This is a genomic window from Maribacter sp. UBA3344 (assembly GCF_002362375.1).
Lineage (GTDB): Bacteria > Bacteroidota > Bacteroidia > Flavobacteriales > Flavobacteriaceae > Maribacter > Maribacter dokdonensis.
On the sequence record NZ_DERI01000002.1, the window covers coordinates 1 to 20133 of the forward strand.

Here is a 20133-nt window from a genome sequence, read left to right on the forward strand (position 1 = left end):
TCATCAACAATTAAGCATTGTTTGCCGTTTACATCACCTTGAATACTAATTATCGGAGCACCATCTACCCGTACTTTATTGGACGGTACCAAATCGGCATTCAATTTTTCAGCAATTTCATGGGTGGTTTTATACGCACCAGCATCGGGGCTCACCAATACAGGGTTACCAATGTGTTTAAAAGCCTTTTCAACGTAATCTACATGAGATATTTTTTCGGAATTATCAATTAGCGCCAATGAAATAGGACTGTGCGGATGTAAAATAGCCACGGAGTCGAATTTCATATCATTGATAAACTTACAAATGACCTTTAAATCGAACGATTCTCCTATATTGAATCGCCTATCCGAACGCTGCCCTATCAGACAAAAGATAGTGAGTTTGGCAACGGCAGTTTTGTTGGTGGCATTTTCTGCATCCCAGGCTTCTTTAATGGCTGCGGCTTTAAACAAATCTTCATAACTGTTACCTCTAATTTTTATATGAATATTTCCGCCTTCAATGATTTTGGCAGTTACTTGTCCGTCTTTAAATCTTTTGCTTTCGTATTTCATGTGTTAATTCTTGTTGTTGAAATTATCAATTTCCTGTTTCAAAATATGATTTGAGTTTCCGTAGCTTACAATGCTCACATCTAAAGGCGTTTTTCTAAATTTCTCTAGTGCTTTGAACATTGATTCTAATATCCAATCTAGATCATTACCAAAAGCACCACCGCCTACCAAGGTTAAAAAGACCTTGTTTGACTTGTTGTTTTTTAGATTTAATAATGCCGTGTATAATGTTGCTTCATAAGTAGCCTCTAAAATTATTCTAGCAAAATTTTCCCAATAATAAGATTCGATATGCGAATATGCTACAGGTAGTGCAGCACAATATATTTGAGATACTATCTGTTTTTCATCCGTTAGGGTAACTTCTGTATTCCATTGTATTCCTACCTTTAGTTTACCTTTTAATTTCTCTCTTTGGGCATCTGTAAAGCATCCTAACTGCTTATTAATACTGAGCAAGCCTTCTTGACTTAAAACAGCATAACCATTCTTCATTTTCCATAATTGGAGCTTTTGATTATGAAGCTCTTTACCGATTTCATCTAAACAATCAATTTGATAGGTACCCGTTTGCCCAATTTGGTTTTCAATAGGCACAAAATAGTTTCTGTAAATGGTACCTGCACCACAAGCTATGGCGCACGCCGGTCCTTGGGTAAAGTCATTTTCGTAAATACTAACACCCGCTTTAGGCGAAACCTCAGGACCAACCATTTCCAATAGATTAAATTGAGAGGCTGCTTGAAATAGTGCATTTGCATTATTTGGATCGCAATGTACTTTTTGAATATCAGCCACCAATTCTGTGACCTTTATTTGGTTAGAAGTGTCTACTCGTAAATCCAGTTTTCTTAGATCTTCTAAAGAGGAAACATCTAGTTTTCCGAATTGAAAGGATCTGTTATTGATTTTAGAAATTAAATGCTTTCCATCAATACTGATATGATCACGTACATTACTAGGTGATAATTCTACAAATCCCGTCAATTCTTCAAACCACATGATAAGATATTTTTAAAGGTTGCTATTAATATGGTCTCTTATCTCCTGTATATTCACCTGGTTTACAAATTTTCCGTTTTCATAGATTACCTGTAATTCACCCGTATTTTCTTCTTCAGGAGTCACCTGGTCTACCAATACATATTCGCCATTTTGTAATTCTACTTTTACCAATCCCTTTGCAGATTTTTTAACACCGTCATCGGTAATAGGATCTTTGAAAATTTCCCTACGCTCACCATTTACTACAACAGAAGTTGCTTTCATGGCAAAACCAAACGTATCTCTTGTATTAAATTGGTAAGTAAACGATCCAATACCTAATACCACGTTAGTTGTTGCAAAGCCTTTTTCGCTTAAGCGTTGACAAATAGCCTCTGCCCTTTCGGTGGTAATACTATCACCGTAAATTGCGCCAATATGTGCATCTAGCACTTTATACCCCTGTTCGTTTACGGTACCTCCAAAAATATCCCAAAGTAGTTCCACTACCCCTTTATCTTTAGGAGTGTTGCTGCCAAGCTCACGAGACTCGCCACAAATGATATCTACAGGATCGCCGCTATCTGGTCTGATCACTAATTTGCCATCTCTAGAAAGCACCTCTTCTTTAAGTTTTGGTAGGTATTCGGTCAATACCTTCCATAGATCCCAGGTATCACTAACCACGGATAAAATGCCCGTTGGGTAGGTTTGCATTAGGGTTCTGAACGTTCCAATTTCATCATCTTTGGTACCTGCACACATAACGGAGTGTTCGGTAGCATTTACAGAGCCTACCACAAAACCTTTAGCTTTGTAATAGTTACGTAGGCTACTAATGACCGGTAAGGTATCTGACCCCAAAAATACAGATGCATGCCCCATACCAGATGATATAGCACTTTGCAGACCGCCCATACCTCTCATGGAAAAATCATGTCCTTGAAAATCGATGAAAGCCAAGTTGTCTTTATCGGTCTTTAAGGTCCATTTTTTAAATATTCGTTTGTAACACAATGCAATAGATGCAGATGTCATTGGTTGCCAAAGCATGGTAGATAAAATGGTCTCTAGGAAATTGGTGATCCAGTAGAATTTTTTATCCGTGTTCACAACGGTAACCATGGGAACCCTTACAGGTACCTCTACCCCTTCTATGATAGATTTTACTTTAATGGGCAAGTATTGAAGATCGTGTAGTTCCTCATAATGCGTAACATCATAATCGGTACCCAAATACAACGACAGCTCTTCTTTCAATTCATTACAAACCAGAGCTTTTGGTTTGGAAAAGAAATTATCTTGAAAATAATCATGTAACCATTGAAAAACATATTGTTGCCCAAAAGAAACTACTTTGTCGCACCCTTTGGGTGCGTATTTGTTGCTTCTTGGTGTCCAGTTAGAATATACTTCTTCTGTACCTTTAGGGTATTGTTGGTGGTGTCCTGTTTTGTATCCGTCGGTTAATAATAGTCCGTTCATAATCGTTATTTTAAATGCTGTTTTTTAATAGTGTTTTTGCTTCTTTGAGGGTATTGAAAATTGGAGTGCTGTATTTTTCGCAAAGTATATGTACATAATTGTGTTTATAAAATTCTTGCGGACAAACCACGATCAGCTTGCCAGATTGTACATATAGTCCTAGTTCCACAAGGGAAATAGGAGATTTGGAATCTTTTAGAAAATTGAGCAAAATAAAATCTGATTGCTGCATGGCCTCTAACTCCCACATAATGTGATGCTTTAATTCCGCATTGCTTAAATCATCATGCTGTGTATGTGTAGGGTCAAAAATATGGTGCGAACCAAATTCGCCAATGATTTCATCTCTCCAACTATACTCCTGTCTATGGTCCATACTACCTGCTAGGAAAATAGAACGAAAGTTGTCCTTATTTATTGGTAGTGTATTTTTGGAAGTAAATAACATAAAATTATATTTGCGTAATTATGACGCAAATATAAAACATAATTTAAATTTACAAAGAATTATTTGCGTTTATTTTACGCAAAATAAAAAAATCGATTATATCTCGAAGATGATTCCTTCCTTTTTAAGCTTGAAATACCTGTCTTTATTGAACATGAACAAGTTTGCGGGCCTACCGGAACCTTTAGAAACTTTTTCATCCAATTCATCTAAAACATTAAGACCTAGCATTTTTTTTCTAAAATTTCGCCTGTCAATAGCTCTACCCAGTACTGCAGCATACAGTTTCTCTAAATCTGAAAACGGGAATTTTGTGTCTAACAGCTCAAAACCAATAGGTTCATACGTTATTTTAGCCTGTAACCTTGTTATGGCAAGTTTTAGGATCTCGGCATGATCAAAGGAAAGTTCTGGAAGATTGTTAATGGTAAACCATTGTGCCTCTTCGGCATCAGTGGATGCCAATAATTTAAAGGCACTGGGTTTTATAAGTCCAAAATACGCAACGGATACTACCCTATTTCTGGGGTCTCTATCCGGTTTGCCAAAAGTGTAAAGTTGTTCCAGATAATTGATTTTAATACCTGTTTCTTCCTTTAGCTCCCGCTCTACCGCTTCTTCCAGCGACTCTGAATCTAAAACGAATCCGCCGGGTATTGCCCATTTTCCTTTAAAAGGGTCATATTTTCTCTTGATGAGTAACACGGATATGGTTTCAGATTCATACCCAAATACTACGGCGTCTACAGAAAGCTTGATAGATTGTTGCATACTATGCGTATATTTTACGCTAATATATGAAAGATTATAGAAATAAAGTGCTCCTTTGGTAGCTCAAACTACATCACTGATATAGGTATACAATAAAAGTCTTGGTGTAGGACTTAACAGATATTAATGAATTTGAAATAAACTGGTAATCATACCAACTTTCACCATCATATCTCATATCTAATTCCTAACTTAGCCATGTAGACTTTAGGAGTAGCTATTTCATAGTTTGAGAAATATCCTTAGAACCTGATTTGATTAATATCAACGTAGGGAAAAGTTATCGGGAACAACTACCTGTACTTTCCAATTATCAATTCATTTTCATATTCCCCTAGTTTACACTGTAATCAAATCAATGTAGCCATGTGCTCTTGATTAAATTTTTAAGCAGATGATAAACATAAACATAATCGTAAACGACACCCCTCACCTATTTAGGCCTGACACTACTTTAGACCTTATTATCAAAGAATTGAAGATTTCCGAAAATGGCATAGCCGTAGCGGTCAATGAGAATATTATTACCAAAAGTGCTTGGAACACCAAAACACTGAACGAGAATGACAAAGTTTTAGTGATCAGGGCTACACAAGGAGGATAAAAATCTACTTCAAATTAGTAATAACACCAGGTACAAGAGATAACGACCACAAAAATCACCGTACAAGAATATGAAGAATAAAGATACAGCACCCAAACAAGGCGGTATAACCCGTAAACCATTTCCCAATTCCCAAAAAATTTATGTACCGGGAAAATTGTATCCTGAAATAAAGGTAGCAATGCGCGAAATAACGTTGACGGATACCATTGATTCCTTGACCAAAAAGAAAACTCTTAATGAACCGGTAACCGTTTATGATACTTCTGGTCCGTATACCGATCCCAACATAGTAATAGACGTGCACGCCGGTATTGAGCGGATTCGTGAAAATTGGATTAAGGAAAGAGGTAATGTAGAAGAATTGGAGACTTACTCATCAAAATATTGCAACGAGAGATTGAACGATAAAAGTTTAGATCACATGCGTTTTAAGCTGTTGAAGAAACCGTTGCGGGCAAAAAAAGGCGAGAATGTTACGCAGCTACATTATGCTAAGAAAGGGATCATTACTCCAGAGATGGAGTATATAGCCATACGCGAAAATCAGCGTATAGATGAAATGACCCAGATTAGGGAACAACATAAGGGCGAACATTTTGGAGCGTCTATTCCACAAAAGATTACGCCCGAATTTGTAAGGGACGAAGTGGCACATGGCCGTGCCGTAATCCCTTCTAATATTAACCACCCAGAGGCAGAGCCTATGATCTTGGGGCGTAATTTTCTGGTAAAAATAAATGCGAACATAGGTAATTCCGCAGTGACCTCCTCTATTGAAGAAGAAGTGGAAAAGGCGGTCTGGGCATGCCGTTGGGGAGCGGATAACATTATGGACCTGTCAACAGGTGAAAACATTCACGAAACCCGTGAATGGATCATCCGCAACTCTCCTGTTCCGGTAGGTACGGTACCCATTTATCAGGCATTGGAAAAGGTGAACGGAGTTGCAGAAGATCTTACATGGGAGATTTTTAAGGATACCTTAATAGAACAAGCGGAACAAGGCGTAGATTATTTTACCATTCACGCCGGGGTATTGCTGCGTTATATCCCAATGACCGCAAAGCGCGTAACGGGTATTGTATCTCGTGGAGGGTCTATTATGGCAAAATGGTGCTTGGCGCATCATAAAGAGAGCTTTTTATATACCCATTTTGAAGAGATCTGCGAGATTTTAAAACAGTATGATGTGGCATTCTCATTAGGTGACGGTCTGCGACCGGGCTCGGTAGCAGATGCCAATGACGAAGCTCAGTTTGCAGAACTGGAAACCTTAGGTGAATTAACACAAATTGCGCGCAAACATGAGGTGCAATGTTTTATTGAAGGTCCTGGCCATGTACCCATGCATATGATCAAGGAAAATATGGAAAAGCAGATCCAAGTTTGTGATGAAGCACCTTTTTACACTTTAGGACCCTTGACTACCGATATTGCGCCGGGTTATGATCATATAACCTCAGGAATAGGTGCGGCAATGATCGGTTGGTACGGTTGCGCCATGCTATGCTATGTAACCCCAAAAGAACATTTGGGCCTACCCAATAAAGAAGATGTTCGTGTAGGTGTGGTAACCTACAAATTGGCGGCCCATGCCGCAGATCTCGCCAAAGGTCACCCAGGTTCTCAACACCGTGATAACGCTTTAAGCAAAGCACGATTTGAGTTTAGATGGGAAGATCAATTCAACTTAGGTTTAGATCCAGAGCGTGCCTGCGAGTATCATGATGAAACCCTACCTGCAGCAGGGGCTAAAATTGCCCACTTCTGCTCCATGTGCGGACCCAAATTCTGTTCCATGAAAATATCTCAAGAAGTACGGGATTTTGCGGCAAGCAATGAAATTGTAAACAATGAGGTCATTCAAAAGGGAATGGATGAAAAGTCAAAAGAATTTAAAGAGAAAGGTTCAGAAGTCTACCTTTAAGTGTTTAAGGAAGTTCCCACGCTAAAAAGCGTGGGTAGGCTTTCCATTTCAATCTTTTGCAAAAAGGCAAAAGGATTTTCATTGCAATCCTTAACTCAAAAAAATGATCGTACTAATAGCACCGGAAAAAGATATTCCTAACGAAATTGAACTGCTACATCAATTGTTTCAGGAAGGTTTGGAATATTATCATCTAAGAAAACCTTTTAAGGACTATCAAGAACATTGTGATTATTTGAATGCGATAGATTCAAAATATCATAATAGGATCGTAGTACACTTATATCATGAGCTGATCAATAATTATCCTCTTAAAGGGTTGCATTTTCAAGAACAAATGCGAATAGATTATATTGATAACCCCGGTCAGTACTTTAAAAAACTGAACATGTATGGTAAAACCATAAGTTCCTCTTTTCATGACCCACAGGTATTGGAAGATTGTGAATTTGAATTCGATTATCATTTGCTGAGTCCCGTTTTTACATCCATCTCTAAAAAGGGATATGAAGGCAAAGGTTTTAATGTCAACCATAGTACTAAATTGATTATAGGTATGGGCGGTATTACCAATACCAACATAGCAGAAACCTTAAGTTTAGGGTTTAGGGGAATTGGGGTCTTAGGCGGTGTATGGAATATGGACAACCCTATACAAAGCTTTATAAGCTTAAAAACGGCATATGAGCAGGCATGGATGGAAAAGCGGCAGGCACAATTAAAGAACAATACAAAAGGCAATTAAGCAGTAAAATATATGATTCCGAAATTACACTATATATCACAGGGACAAACACCCGAAGAGCATTTAGAGCACATTCAAAAAGCATGTACCGCAGGAGCGGAACTGGTGCAGTTACGCCTAAAGAAGTTACCGGGGAAAGTGGTTTGGGAAACCGCAAAAAAAGCAAGGGAGATCACGGAAAAATACCAGACGAGATTAATAATCAATGACTTTTATAAGATTGCAGCTTCGGTAAAAGCGGACGGAGTACATTTAGGAAAGACCGATACCTGCCCTACCGTTGCTAGAAAAGAACTGGCATCATGGCAAATTATTGGCGGTACGGCCAATACCTTAGAAGATTGTGAAGCTTTATTGGATAAGAAAGTGGATTATATAGGTCTAGGTCCTTTTCGTTTTACGAAGACCAAAGAAAATTTGAGTCCGGTTTTAGGCATAAACGGGTATTTGACCATTCTTGAAGAATTGAAATCGCAGGTACCGGTTATTGCCATAGGTGGTATTGTTTTGGAAGATGTTACGGAACTAATGAAAACAGGTGTTCATGGTATTGCGGTATCTGGCGAAATAACCCGAAACTTCAATTCCATATCAGAATTTAAAAAATTGATTAATGGAGGTCCTCTTGATGAGCAGCGATGGATCTCAGATGAAAAAATAAAATAATATGTTACAGATCGCAGATAAAAAGTTTAGTTCACGATTGTTCACGGGGACAGGGAAATTTAGCTCGTCGTCTTTAATGAAAGAAGCTTTATTGGCTTCTGAAAGTGAGTTGGTCACCGTTGCCCTTAAACGTGTAGATGTGGAAGATACACAAGACGATATATTACGGCATTTACAACATGAACGTATAAATTTATTGCCCAATACATCTGGGGTGCGTACGGCAAAAGAAGCGGTATTTGCCGCCCAATTATCTCGTGAGGCTCTAGAGACCAACTGGGTGAAATTGGAAATACATCCTGATCCAAAATACTTGCTGCCAGACCCAATAGAAACCTTAAATGCAGCCGAAGAGCTTGTAAAATTAGGGTTTGTGGTGATGCCCTACATACATGCCGATCCCGTTTTGTGCAAACGATTGGAAGAAGTTGGTGTGCAATGTGTAATGCCGTTAGGCGCTCCAATAGGCAGTAACAAAGGCCTGAAAACGCAAGATTTTCTAGAGATTATAATAGACCAGAGCAATGTTCCGGTTATTGTTGATGCCGGTATTGGGGCACCATCACATGCTGCCTTTGCGATGGAATTAGGTGCAGACGCAGTGCTGGTAAATACGGCAATAGCGGTTTCCCAACATCCTGTTGAAATGGCAAAAGCATTTAAAATGGCCGTAACAGCGGGCAGAATGGCCTATGAAGCAAAATTGGCTCCGGTAGTGCATAAAAAAGCCGAAGCAAGTAGTCCGTTAACCAGTTTCTTGAACTAAACAACATGAGCAATTTTAAGTCGGTCTTTGATACCTATAATTGGGATAAAACCTTAGAGAGTATTTTTGCAAAAACGGAGCATGATGTGTTACGTGCACTGGGCAATTCTAAACGCGATTTAGAAGATTTTAAAGCATTGATATCGCCCGCTGCAAAACCTTATTTGGAGCAAATGGCGCAGTTAAGTAGGCAGTTGACCAAAAAGCGCTTTGGCAATACCATACAAATGTATTCGCCCATGTATTTAAGTAACGAATGCCAAAATATTTGTACCTATTGCGGATTTAGCATGACCAATAAAATACCGCGTAGAACCTTGACCAATGCTGAAATTTTAAAAGAAGTTGCCTATATAAAATCTAAAGGCTATGACCATATTCTTTTGGTAACCGGAGAGGCAAACAAAATAGTTGGTGTAGACTATATCAATAATGCCTTACAATTAATTCGTTCTCAATTTGCGAACATTACCATTGAAGTTCAGCCTTTATTGCAAGATGAATATGAGCTGTTGATTGAAAGCGGATTGTATGCCGTATTGGTCTATCAAGAAACCTATCATAGGGACGAATACAAAAAACACCACCCAAAAGGTAAGAAATCGAATTTCGATTTTAGGTTGGACACGCCCGATCGCTTGGGCAAGGCGAGTATTCATAAAATTGGATTAGGTGCTTTATTCGGGTTGGAAGATTGGCGTGCCGATAGTTTTTTTACAGCACTGCATTTAAAATATTTACAGAAAACCTATTGGAAGACAAAATACTCCATTTCTTTCCCACGGTTAAGACCACATTCGGGCGGGCTGGAACCTAAAGTTGAAATGACGGATCCAGATTTGGTGCAGCTAATTTGTGCTTTTCGGTTATTGGATGAAGATGTAGAACTTTCCATATCTACGCGAGAAAGTGAAATATTTAGAAATAACATTGTCAATTTAGGCATTACCTCCATAAGCGCAGAATCCAAAACCAACCCAGGTGGGTATGCCGTAGCGCCAGAATCATTGGAACAATTTGAAATATCTGATGAAAGACCAACGGAGGAAATTACGGAAATGCTGAAAGCACAAGGATTAGATGTGGTTTGGAAAGACTGGTCTAACAATTGGGAGTAAACATATTATTGGGGTAACATATATGATGCCCAAACCTTAATTGAGAAATTCATTGTCGGTAACGGGATCAAACCATTGCGCCGGACCTTGATGGCGGTCCGAGATTGCAATATGTGCAACCGTTGAATTTGGAGTGGCACCATGCCAATGCTTAACATTTGGCAGGCATTTTATAGTCTCGCCATTACGCAATATACGCTTTGGTTCTCCTTCCTCTTGGTAATAACCTTCTCCTTGTGTTACAATCAATATTTGTCCTGCAGGATGTGAATGCCAATTGGTACGTGCCCCGGGTTCAAAGGTGACTAAACCAGCATACATGGTATTTAATCCGTCTGGAGGAGCCAACATATTTAACCATGCAGTTCCTGTAAAGTGGTCATTGATTATTTCCGTTCCTTTTGGGAATATAGTGTCTTGCTGCTTAAGGTGACTTGTTCCGCTACATCCTGCCACGAATACCATAACGATACTGATGTATATTAATTTTCTAATTAGCATTATATCTTATTTAATCGGTTACATTTTCTAGAACCCTAGCAAGAACATCCTTTGCAGTTTTCGCGTGCTCAGGTGAAGCTGTGCATTCTATAGTGGTTATAAAGTAATGCAGTTGAACTGGTTGCCAACCCACATTCAATGAAAGGTTTAGGTGACTGGTTAGCATGGGCTCTAAGGCACCTAAACTTGCTATGACAGAAATGGTCACCAGTTCACGTTGTTTATACGTCAGTACATCGCGCTCAAAAATATCGGCAAATAGATGTTCTTTAAGAAACCTATCCATTTCAGGGGAGAATTCTTGATATTCCGGTTTAGGTCCATCTAAGGGTCTACCTATCAAAGTCTCTAAAATTTTCTTTCCTCGTTTATATTTTTCGCCTGTATCTGGAATAGGAGTAGACTCTACCCCCCTTTCATCAATAACTCCCATTTCTTTACGGTCATCAAGCACTTGTAAAAAAGTTTGTAAACCACGAATACTTCTTGGGAACACGGCATAGGCGTACACATGTACCAACACCTCTTTAATTTGGTTAACGGTGAGCTTATTATCCAGCCCATCATAAAGCGCAACCTTTAATTTATCTAAATCACCTTGTGCAGTATAACTTGCAATTTTGATGATGCTGGTTTCTTTATCAGTTAAAGCATTGTTTAAAGTTAATTCTTGCGCATTAGATTGAAAACTGATAAAAAATAATACCCAAAACAATACTGTTGCCGTAGTAAGGATATTGCTTAAACGTATTATAGGTTTAGTACTCAATTGCTTTAATTTCATAAGGGGTATATTAGTCTTTCAGTTGATCGGCAACGCTATCATAATATTCTTGAGATATCACCTCGGTCCATGTGGTGGGTTGTCCTCCTCCATAAATTGCTAAATAAGTTACATCACTATTCTTGGTTGAAGCGTGCCAGTGTTCTGTTTCTTTATCGCATTTAATCACATCGCCTGCTTTAAGTATCACAGGGTCTTTTCCTCTTTCTTGATAATAACCTTCACCGTCAACGTAAATAAGAATTTGAGAAGTTGAATGTTTGTGCCAATCTAATGTAGAATTTGCCTTAAAAGTGGCTTTAGTGATATTAAAGTCGGTTTCATCATCAGCCTGTAATACACCGTTCAACCATGCTTCACCAATATAATGCGTATTTGGAGCCTTGAAGCCTTCGTCTTTATATGAAGATACTTTGTAGTCCGTATTTTGAGCAAAAATGCAAATGGGAAGGATAAACAGTACTGTTGTCATTAGATTTTTCATTTCCTTGTCTTTTAGTTTAATTTCTTTTCTTCTAACCAATTGTACATCAGATCGGCTATTTGCTTGTTTTGTTCATTACAACTAGCAAATAAAATTAGGCTTGCAAGTACTAATGTATATTTTAGCTTTATCATGTATTACTTTGTTTAAATAGTCAATTTAATAAAGTTGTACCCTTTCCTAAATCTTTCTTTTTTTTGATGGAAAACTATAGTTTAAAAGAATACTCCATGTAAAATCGTCATCGGGTAATATTTGTGTGCTAATGCCTTTGTTTATAACTCCGGTCAATGAAAATGGACAGTTCTTCTTCGCTATGGTTAAAAATCCCGAAGTATAGTATCCCGTAAGTTCATCTGAAGTAAGATAATAAACTTGTGGCGTAAAGTTTAAAAATAACGAGTTTGAGAGAGCTATTTGGTTGAATGAAAGATTGAATACCAAAAAATTAGTTTCTTTCACTCCTTCGTCAAAACCTCGACCATACAAATAATACATACCTACTCCTATTTTATTGGTGATTTGATATTTAGGCACCACTTCTGCACCTAAGTATCTTCTAGATTCTAAAAGTGCTTCACTTTGTCCGTTACGTATGATATTGACTGTTCTAAAATTTAATCCCGGATGAGCCCCTAACCTTAAAGAGAACTTTTTATTCTCCATTGCTTTGTACCTAAACCAAAAAAGCATGGTCCATGGTTTGCCTTCGAGCGAAAAGCGCATATCTGGTTCAAAACTAAATTTCTTTTTAATAAACTTTAAATCGAACAACAAAGCAGGATCACCTAAAGAAAAAGAAGGAACCAATGATACGCCATTATGGGTAATACTGGCAGTACCTCTAAAATCATCTAAAAACATGTTGTTTTTCTCTTGTTCATTTTCCTGCGCATAAGAGGTCATGCATAATAGCAATAGCAAAAAAGTTCCTATCTTCTTCATTTAACGTGATTACATTGCCAAAATTAGGCTAAGAAAACAGGTACTATACTACCCGAATAACTGATGTTTATACCATTATTACTGATATTGTCATTACACTTGATGATTTGTCTATCAATAGGTTATCTTTATTTTAAAATCAACCGGTCGTGAAAAATATATTGGAAATCAAAACCATTGCAGATTACTTTAAATTAAGAAATTACGAAGTACTTCACCCGTTGGTGGGTATTGTAGACTTTGTCAGGGTAGATGAAAGCGGATATACCAATAAATCCTATGACGGATTTCATTATAGCTGTTATGCTATTTTTTTGAAAGATGCCGTAGGCTGTAAATTAAAGTACGGCGGTAGTTCATACGATTATGATGAGGGTACCTTGGTTTTTATGGCGCCCAACCAGACTATAGAATTTGGGGGGTATGAACCAGGTTATGTGCCAAAAGGTTATGCCTTGTTATTTCACCCGGACCTTTTATTGGGTACGGACTTGGCTAAAAAAATACATGAATTTAATTTCTTTGCCTACTCCAGTAATGAAGCCTTGCATCTGTCGGCAAAAGAGCGAAAAGTAATTTTGAGTTTATTGGATAAAATCCAATTTGAACTAGAACAGCCTATTGATAAGCATAGCAAGAAACTGATCGTTACCAATATTGAATTGTTTTTAGATTACTGCCTTCGTTTTTATGATCGTCAATTCATTACACGAGAAGTGGTGAACAAAGGAACCTTAGAAAAGTTTGACAATCTTCTAAGTAGCTATTTTTCTTCGGATAAGCCTAAAACCAATGGATTGCCGTCAGTAGGTTATTTTGCAGATGAACTACATTTATCTTCCAATTATTTTGGTGATCTGGTTAAAAAGGAAACCGGTAAATCTGCACAAGAATATATTCAGTCAAAACTGATCGATGTAGCAAAAGAGAAAGTGTTCGATCAAAATAAATCGGTCAGTGAAATCGCGTATGAACTAGGTTTTAAATATCCGCAACACTTTAGTCGGTTATTCAAGCAAAAGGTGGGACATTCACCAAAGGAATTCAGGGCTTCGTTAAACTAAAATTTATGTTATTCTTCTCTTAGTTTTCTAATTACTGCACCCACGTTCTTTTCTTCAAATTTCCCTATAAACTTAAGAGTATAGTTGATAAGAGTTGATTTCGGGGATTTAATGAATTCCCCTAATCGTAAAACCGCTAAATCCATTTGACGTATTGCGTCATCTTGAAGACCAACGCCCAAGCCCCAAAGCAAATTGGCATTGTACCATGAAAATGCCCTAGCCTTGCCCAGACTAAAATTGATAATCTCTTCATCGGTGTTCTTACCTGCAATGTCCAATAAAAAAAGTAAGGGAGAAACCCTACTTAATCTGTCTTGCATTTCATTGACGATATTACCAAGAATATTATTTACGATATTAAAATCATTTTCTATATCGCTAATTTGTTTGCCTTGCATTACAGCGCTTGCGGCTAATCCTAAATCAAGATTAATATGGGTATTGATACCTAACATGATATGCTGTAAAATGGTCAAAGGTTCATCTTTTGAACCAAAGGAAAATTGCCAAGATTTCCTGATTGGCGTCTGCTTGTTATAACCATTGTAGGCATCTAAATAGTAATTGGCGAAGGCTACATCAAAGATTTCCATACGGGCATTGTCTTCAAAATTGCCTAGTATTATCTCCTTTTGAATTTCAGCGGTTACCCTTCTGTATAGATAAGCAAAATAACCAATGCGGCTATTCGTGGTCATGGCATCATCAATAATGATGTCCAATTGGTCAAGTACCTGTTGTATGGTGGTTGCTCGGCTAATTTTGTGTATCTAGTTTATTGATGAAACGTATTTATAAAAAGAAAATTGAATTTCATTGTTCTAATGTAGAACATTTAAAATTTTTAAACTGCAAAATGGATACGCTAATATAAAGATTTACTCCACAATTTTAATATCTATAGATGTTCTGCTTTGCCAACCGGTTGCATCTGTAACCGAATATGCACAGTGGTAATCGCCCGTATCTATGTCATTTGGTATGGTAACCGGGATATTGATTTCATAACTGCTCAATGCGCCTTCAATGATAAAGTTTTCCACATAGATCAAAGGATTTACAGCTGATTTAATTTCACCTAAATCACATTCTGTTACCTGGTCATCATGGGTATGGTGATCAAAATTATGATGGATATCAATACTGTAAGCGGCAAGTTCATTGTTATCCGTAACCATTGCCCTAAAATTATAGGTTTCTCCTCTAGTAAGTAACGCGCAACCTTGAGGAAATCCTGCCGTATAGTTAACTGTAATTGTAGGCTTTTCTTCATCAATCTCAACACTGTCGTCACTAGAACATGCCGCAGTTAGTAGTATAATGGATATAAAATAGTAATATTTAAAAGTAGATTTCATAAGATTAGATTTAAGACCGCACAGCATGTTGGTACGCCGTGCGGTTTTGTTTTATAATTTAAGCAGTTACATCAATATGTGCTTCGTATACTACGGTATTACCATCTTCATCTTCAACAGTAAAGATGATATGATATTCCCCAGCAGGAGCAATAGCAGGTACATCTATATGTTCATGGAATTCCGCTTCCATTTCTTCATGGTAACCTTCTAAAAATTCTTCTTCAAAATCCCATCCTACTTCTCCTTCTCCAGGTGTAACTCCGTCTGCATGAATATCTACGGTTATACTATGTACACCATGCGCAGCTAGAATCATAAATTCAATATGGAAATCATCTCCTCTAGCTACTGTTTCTTCCATTTCAAAACCACTAATAGCTATGGCATCTAGTATTATAAGGTGACCATCTACTTCTGTGCTGTTCCCCAATTCATCGGTAACCAAAAGTTCAATATGGTATTCGTCAGAAGGAATGTCTGTTGGTACATCTATATGCTCATGAAATTCAGGATTAAGCACCAAGTATTTGGCATCTGTAAATACTTGCTCAAAATCCCAATCTACTTCTCCTTCTCCGGCAGTTACTTCATCGGAATGAATAGAAAGTGTAATGCTACTTACGGTAGCTTCTGCAGCAATTTCTGCTGCTAAATGAATGTCTGAACCTTTAAAAGCATATGCTTCTTCTGAATCATGATCATGATCATCATCCCCATCTTCGTCATGATGACCTTCACCAAATTCAAAATTGGTAATTACTGGAGCATTCAATTCAATAGCTCCTTCATCATCATCACTACTACATGATTGTAAAAAGAGTCCGACAGACGCAACGATTGCTAAAAATTTCAAATTTGGTTTCATAATAGTTGTTTTCATTGTTTTCATTTTTAATTTGATTACTGATTACTGATTACTGATTACTGATTACTGATTACTGATTACTGATTTTAAAAAGGTACTGTTAGGGACAATGAGATGTTTCTGCCAGCCTCCGGAACATCTATAAGTCTGTAAAAGCTGGTATGATTAAAGTATTTGATATTGAATACGTTATTCAGTTTTATGCGCATTTCAAGTGGGGCGTTATTTCTAAACGCATTTAATTCTGATAAGAAAGACATGTTTAAAACTTGATAGCCATTTGTTTTTTCTTCGGGAGGAACAATGTCTTCTTGATCGGCTGTAATTCTAAAATCTGCGATCAATAGAGGTTTCTCAAAGAATAGCAGCTTGTTAAATTGATATTTTGCCGAAAGTAAGGCAGATAAAGGCGGTGAAAATGGCAACGTAAATCCTTCTTTTGGACCGCTCTGCTGTCTAGAATACACATATTCTACAGATGCATCTAATTGCAGATTTTTAAAAATAGAGGCACTTGCGTTGAACTCTCCTCCCATTCTAAAAACCTTAGCTTGTGTATATTCATAAATTTGTATGGTTTCAAAATAGCTTGATGTTGGATTGAGGTAAATATAATTTTGAAAAAAATTCACGAACGGGCTAACCCCTACACTAAAAGTTTCTTCAGCATGGTCTACACTTAAATCTAACTGATATGATATTTCTGGGTCTAGATCAAGATTACCTTGCTCAAAACGGTACATGTGATAGTTGACACCGTCAGATGCTAATTCATTTGCCAAAGGCATTCTAAAACTTCTACCAATGTTAATTTTATAGCTGGTCTTATTTTGAATGTAGCTAAGCCCAAGAGAAGCACTAAGACTGCCAAAATCAAGAGTTTTGTTTTTAGACCTTTGCAGGTGTATATATGATGTGGAACCATCATCGTTATTTACTGTGGACGGGTACCAATCATAATGCGCTTTGGTGTCTACCCTACCAATATCATAGCGTAAACCTGCTAGCACATGAAGATTGGAATTTACCTTAAACTGATCATAACCAAAAACACCAGCAGTAAACCGATTGTATTCCGGGATTAAAAAGCCCCATCCTCCTATATTATTATTTTGGTATTCCGTATTTAAGCCCAAGACCAGGTTATGTTGGTCAGTGGGTTTGAACGTATCACGAAAATTTAGGGAATAGGTATTTTTAATAAACAATCTTTCCTTGGTATCGGGCGGTGTTGGCATATACCCATGTGGTACTGGTTCTGAATGCTCTTCCCTATTGTTATTTTGGTAGCCAAGGTCAATGTTTAAAATATGTGTACCCGCGCTTAAAACAGTGTTGTTGGTAATTTTAAAGTGGTTTACTTTATGATATGGAAGATCAATATCTCTGTTAGAGCTGTCATAATCTATACTGGAAGTTCTTACCTCCAAGCCATGTGCATTCGCAAAGAATCCGTTTTTCGCATTAACATTGCTAAAGACGGTTTCAGATTTAATACCCTCAGAGACAAAACCTATACCTAAACTTGCATTTGCCTCATATCCGGCTGTATTTCTTAAATTATTTTCATGCAATTCAAATATGTAATTCTCATAACTGATTCTATCTGCAGGTACTTTGTAATCTCCGTAATCCCTATAGGTAAGTCGCCCACGGTAGAACCATTTATCTTTTCTAGATGTTACACCAGCAGAAACTCCCAACAAATCATTATTACTTTCTCCAAGAATATTTACTTCACCACCAAAAGAATTGGGCAACGGAGTTTGGTTAGGTTGAATATCTACCACACCGGCAATAGCATCTGAACCATATAATAAAGAAGCCGGACCTTTTATAATTTGAATGTTTTCAATACCGTGCTGGTCAATTTCCAGTCCGTGGTCATTGCCCCATTGTTGTGCTTCATGTTTTATGCCGTTTTGTACCACAGCAACCCTATTAAACCCTAATCCGCGAATTACAGGTTTAGATTGCCCGGAACCTATGTTAATAGTACTTACACCGGCAATTTTGCTCAAAGTTTGCATTAAGGTGTTTTCCCTATTTTGTTCTAGAAACTCCTTTGATACGGTTTGTGTAACGATCGGTACTACTTTGGCTTCCCTGTTTTTGGTCTTTCCGTTGACCTTTACTTCCTCTAGTTCAGTGGCAGCTTCAAGTAAAAAAAAAATTATTTCCTTTATGTTTTGCTGTACTTCAACATTCATGGTTGCAGGATGGCAGCCAATATGTGATACGGTAAAGGTGTAAGTACCTTCAGCTACATTGTTTATCGTAAATGCTCCATCTTCCGTAGAAACGGCATACAAGTTTTTACTAACAATAGTGGCGCCTTGTGCCGGTGATAAGTCTTTAGCATGTAACACAACACCCTTAATTTGATAAGTATTTTGTGCAAGTGCCATTGAGTATAGACCAAAGAATAGCCATATACCCAGTATTTTATAAAACATAATAATGAACTATAAGAGTTGAATAGTTGCTCTTTTAAAAAGCAAAATGATAGAGGTGGGTTTAGCTTAAAAGTGTATGAATTGAGTCTATATAGCCAAATAGTATAAGGCATATAGATCAGACGACTTTTAGCATAATTTGTAGTGAAACTTATAGCAATACAGGTGGAGGTCTAGAGAATAGTGCCTTGGTAACAATAGGACTATCTATTGTAAAACGGTAATTGGTGACAATTTCAAGTGGTATTATAAATTCAGGATTCTCTATTCCGAAATCGCTTGAACTGGGAGAAATAGTTGGGGTAAAGTTATTTATTATAGCATGATCGCAAATAATGCAAGTATCATGCTCTTGTTCATCATTTGAATGGGATAAAACATGTAGTCCAGACACATTCGTGAAAAGATAAAGTACTAGAAGTATTCTAGTTATACTATGTTTTATACGACTACCCTTCATTGAAAATTTATGATTGTAATAAGCTTTAATGATCTATATCTTTTCCTGTCCAATAATTTTTAAAAACTCATTACGTATATCGGTCTCTGAAAAACGACCGCCATACTCTAAGGTTGTGGTAAAACTGCTCTGGTCCTTAATCCCTCTAGAAGATACACAAAGGTGCTTTGCGGTTACTGAAACAATAACGTCTTCAGTACCCAAAGCTTCTTGCAGGTCGTTTAAGATTTGAAGAACCAGTCTTTCTTGAACCTGAGGACGACGAGCATAATAATCTACTAAACGATTGATTTTTGACAATCCGATAACCTTTTTTTGGGGAATATATGCCACATGGGCATACCCCACTATGGGTAAAAAATGATGTTCACATGATGAATCTATTGTGATGTTTTGTTCAATAAGCATTTTCTTGTATTCATACTTATTTTCAAAAACTGAAAGCTTAGGTTTGTTTTTTGGGTTTAAACCATAAAACAATTCTTTTACATACATTTTTGCGAAACGGTATGGCGTACCGGATAAACTATCATCGGTTAAATCTAAACCTAGCTCTTCCATGATTTTGGCAAAATGATGCTGAATGTTTTCTATTTTTTCATCATCGCTTTTAGCAAAAGCATCAGTTCTTAATGGGGTTTCTATGCTTGAGGAAAAGTGGTTATCCCCTACTATCTCTATTTGTTCTTTATCCTTCATTTACACAGCAATTATCTGTAGTACATTTACAATGATTTCTATTATACAAATGCAGTATTACCAAAGCAAGGGCGGGTATATATATAACAAATTCTGGTATTGGGAAAAGGTCTAATTTTTCATTTAGAATTATTACCGCCAGTACAGACCAACTTAACCAAAGCATTGGTTTTATCCATTTTACTGTTGTGTTTTTTGTTGACCAAAATATGGCAAGAAATGAAATAGCCAAGAACACGTAATCTAAAGATTTCCACCACACAGGCGGACCACTGTAAAAGGTTGCTGCGCTAGCTTGAGCCAGAAATAGAAATGGAGTGGCAATACAATGTACAAGACATAAGGAACTGGCAAAAGTTCCTACAATGTCAGATTTTTGTTTAATTAATAGCATTGATGTTATTGTTAATACAACTGAGTTGCAAATGTAATCATAA

At 37.3% G+C, this 20133-nt stretch carries 23 protein-coding genes and 1 riboswitch; of the genes, 7 read left to right on the plus strand and 16 right to left on the minus strand.

Going from position 1 to position 20133, the window contains the following annotated elements:
* The 5 genes from B2Z27_RS00690 to B2Z27_RS00710 form a co-directional block, all read right to left on the minus strand.
* Positions 1–557 (minus strand): ribose-phosphate pyrophosphokinase (locus tag B2Z27_RS00690; protein ID WP_286812165.1); only part of this gene is annotated, 557 nt, incomplete at its 3' end.
* Positions 558–560: 3 nt separating this feature from the next.
* Positions 561–1559 carry a hypothetical protein gene (locus B2Z27_RS00695; RefSeq protein ID WP_286812166.1) on the minus strand — a complete coding sequence of 333 codons (999 nt, stop codon included), beginning with the start codon at positions 1557–1559 and terminating at the stop codon, positions 561–563.
* A gap of 12 nt (positions 1560–1571) precedes the next feature.
* On the minus strand, positions 1572–3026 hold the full coding sequence (locus tag B2Z27_RS00700) for a nicotinate phosphoribosyltransferase (RefSeq protein ID WP_286812167.1): 1455 nt from the start codon (positions 3024–3026) through the stop codon (positions 1572–1574).
* Positions 3027–3036: 10 nt separating this feature from the next.
* Positions 3037–3474, minus strand: a complete 438-nt coding sequence (locus B2Z27_RS00705; RefSeq protein WP_286812168.1) for a nucleoside 2-deoxyribosyltransferase domain-containing protein — start codon at positions 3472–3474, stop codon at positions 3037–3039.
* A 96-nt stretch (positions 3475–3570) separates the two neighbouring features.
* Complete coding sequence (locus B2Z27_RS00710; protein WP_058102832.1) at positions 3571–4245, minus strand: NUDIX hydrolase; 675 nt, start codon at positions 4243–4245, stop codon at positions 3571–3573.
* 199 nt (positions 4246–4444) lie between these two features.
* Positions 4445–4538, plus strand: a riboswitch (TPP riboswitch).
* 101 nt (positions 4539–4639) lie between these two features.
* On the opposite strand from B2Z27_RS00710, the gene thiS reads away from it, so the two are divergent.
* From thiS to thiH, 6 genes are all read left to right on the plus strand, one after another.
* Positions 4640–4849 carry a sulfur carrier protein ThiS gene (gene thiS / locus B2Z27_RS00715; protein ID WP_286812169.1) on the plus strand — a complete coding sequence of 70 codons (210 nt, stop codon included), beginning with the start codon at positions 4640–4642 and terminating at the stop codon, positions 4847–4849.
* 70 nt (positions 4850–4919) lie between these two features.
* A complete protein-coding gene (gene thiC, locus B2Z27_RS00720) occupies positions 4920–6779 on the plus strand; it encodes a phosphomethylpyrimidine synthase ThiC (protein WP_286812170.1) in 1860 nt (619 codons plus the stop codon).
* Between the two features lie 103 nt (positions 6780–6882).
* Entirely contained in the window at positions 6883–7524 is a 642-nt protein-coding gene (locus tag B2Z27_RS00725) for a thiamine phosphate synthase (RefSeq protein ID WP_286812171.1), read from the plus strand.
* A gap of 12 nt (positions 7525–7536) precedes the next feature.
* The gene (gene thiE / locus B2Z27_RS00730; protein WP_286812172.1) at positions 7537–8190 is read left to right on the plus strand and encodes a thiamine phosphate synthase; all 654 of its coding nucleotides are present in this window, start codon (positions 7537–7539) and stop codon (positions 8188–8190) included.
* A 1-nt stretch (position 8191) separates the two neighbouring features.
* On the plus strand, positions 8192–8956 hold the full coding sequence (locus tag B2Z27_RS00735; RefSeq protein ID WP_286812173.1) for a thiazole synthase: 765 nt from the start codon (positions 8192–8194) through the stop codon (positions 8954–8956).
* A gap of 5 nt (positions 8957–8961) precedes the next feature.
* Complete coding sequence (gene thiH, locus B2Z27_RS00740; protein WP_286812174.1) at positions 8962–10074, plus strand: 2-iminoacetate synthase ThiH; 1113 nt, start codon at positions 8962–8964, stop codon at positions 10072–10074.
* Between the two features lie 36 nt (positions 10075–10110).
* Here the strand turns inward: thiH and B2Z27_RS00745 are convergent, their stop codons facing one another.
* From B2Z27_RS00745 to B2Z27_RS00760, 4 genes are all read right to left on the minus strand, one after another.
* Positions 10111–10575 (minus strand): cupin domain-containing protein, encoded by a 465-nt coding sequence (locus B2Z27_RS00745; protein WP_286812175.1) that lies wholly within the window; start codon positions 10573–10575, stop codon positions 10111–10113.
* 10 nt (positions 10576–10585) lie between these two features.
* Entirely contained in the window at positions 10586–11359 is a 774-nt protein-coding gene (locus tag B2Z27_RS00750) for a carboxymuconolactone decarboxylase family protein (RefSeq protein ID WP_286812176.1), read from the minus strand.
* A 10-nt stretch (positions 11360–11369) separates the two neighbouring features.
* Positions 11370–11843 (minus strand): cupin domain-containing protein, encoded by a 474-nt coding sequence (locus B2Z27_RS00755; RefSeq protein ID WP_286812177.1) that lies wholly within the window; start codon positions 11841–11843, stop codon positions 11370–11372.
* A 180-nt stretch (positions 11844–12023) separates the two neighbouring features.
* Positions 12024–12788: a hypothetical protein gene (locus tag B2Z27_RS00760; protein ID WP_286812178.1), complete on the minus strand. Its 765-nt coding sequence runs from the start codon at positions 12786–12788 to the stop codon at positions 12024–12026.
* 149 nt (positions 12789–12937) lie between these two features.
* Between B2Z27_RS00760 and B2Z27_RS00765 the strand changes: the two genes are divergently transcribed.
* Positions 12938–13852 (plus strand): helix-turn-helix domain-containing protein, encoded by a 915-nt coding sequence (locus tag B2Z27_RS00765; RefSeq protein ID WP_286812179.1) that lies wholly within the window; start codon positions 12938–12940, stop codon positions 13850–13852.
* Between the two features lie 8 nt (positions 13853–13860).
* Here the strand turns inward: B2Z27_RS00765 and B2Z27_RS00770 are convergent, their stop codons facing one another.
* From B2Z27_RS00770 to B2Z27_RS00800, 7 genes are all read right to left on the minus strand, one after another.
* The gene (locus B2Z27_RS00770; RefSeq protein ID WP_349677504.1) at positions 13861–14625 is read right to left on the minus strand and encodes a DUF5995 family protein; all 765 of its coding nucleotides are present in this window, start codon (positions 14623–14625) and stop codon (positions 13861–13863) included.
* A gap of 108 nt (positions 14626–14733) precedes the next feature.
* The gene (locus B2Z27_RS00775; protein ID WP_286812180.1) at positions 14734–15213 is read right to left on the minus strand and encodes a DUF4625 domain-containing protein; all 480 of its coding nucleotides are present in this window, start codon (positions 15211–15213) and stop codon (positions 14734–14736) included.
* A 58-nt stretch (positions 15214–15271) separates the two neighbouring features.
* The gene (locus B2Z27_RS00780) at positions 15272–16096 is read right to left on the minus strand and encodes a DUF4625 domain-containing protein (RefSeq protein WP_286812181.1); all 825 of its coding nucleotides are present in this window, start codon (positions 16094–16096) and stop codon (positions 15272–15274) included.
* A gap of 71 nt (positions 16097–16167) precedes the next feature.
* On the minus strand, positions 16168–18537 hold the full coding sequence (locus tag B2Z27_RS00785) for a TonB-dependent receptor (RefSeq protein ID WP_286812182.1): 2370 nt from the start codon (positions 18535–18537) through the stop codon (positions 16168–16170).
* 151 nt (positions 18538–18688) lie between these two features.
* Complete coding sequence (locus tag B2Z27_RS00790) at positions 18689–18997, minus strand: hypothetical protein (protein WP_286812183.1); 309 nt, start codon at positions 18995–18997, stop codon at positions 18689–18691.
* Positions 18998–19030: 33 nt separating this feature from the next.
* Positions 19031–19696, minus strand: a complete 666-nt coding sequence (gene folE / locus B2Z27_RS00795; RefSeq protein WP_286812184.1) for a GTP cyclohydrolase I FolE — start codon at positions 19694–19696, stop codon at positions 19031–19033.
* The gene (locus B2Z27_RS00800; protein ID WP_286812185.1) at positions 19686–20090 is read right to left on the minus strand and encodes a MerC domain-containing protein; all 405 of its coding nucleotides are present in this window, start codon (positions 20088–20090) and stop codon (positions 19686–19688) included. Before B2Z27_RS00800 ends, folE begins: the two co-directional genes overlap by 11 nt.
* Between the last annotated feature and the right edge of the window lie 43 nt (positions 20091–20133).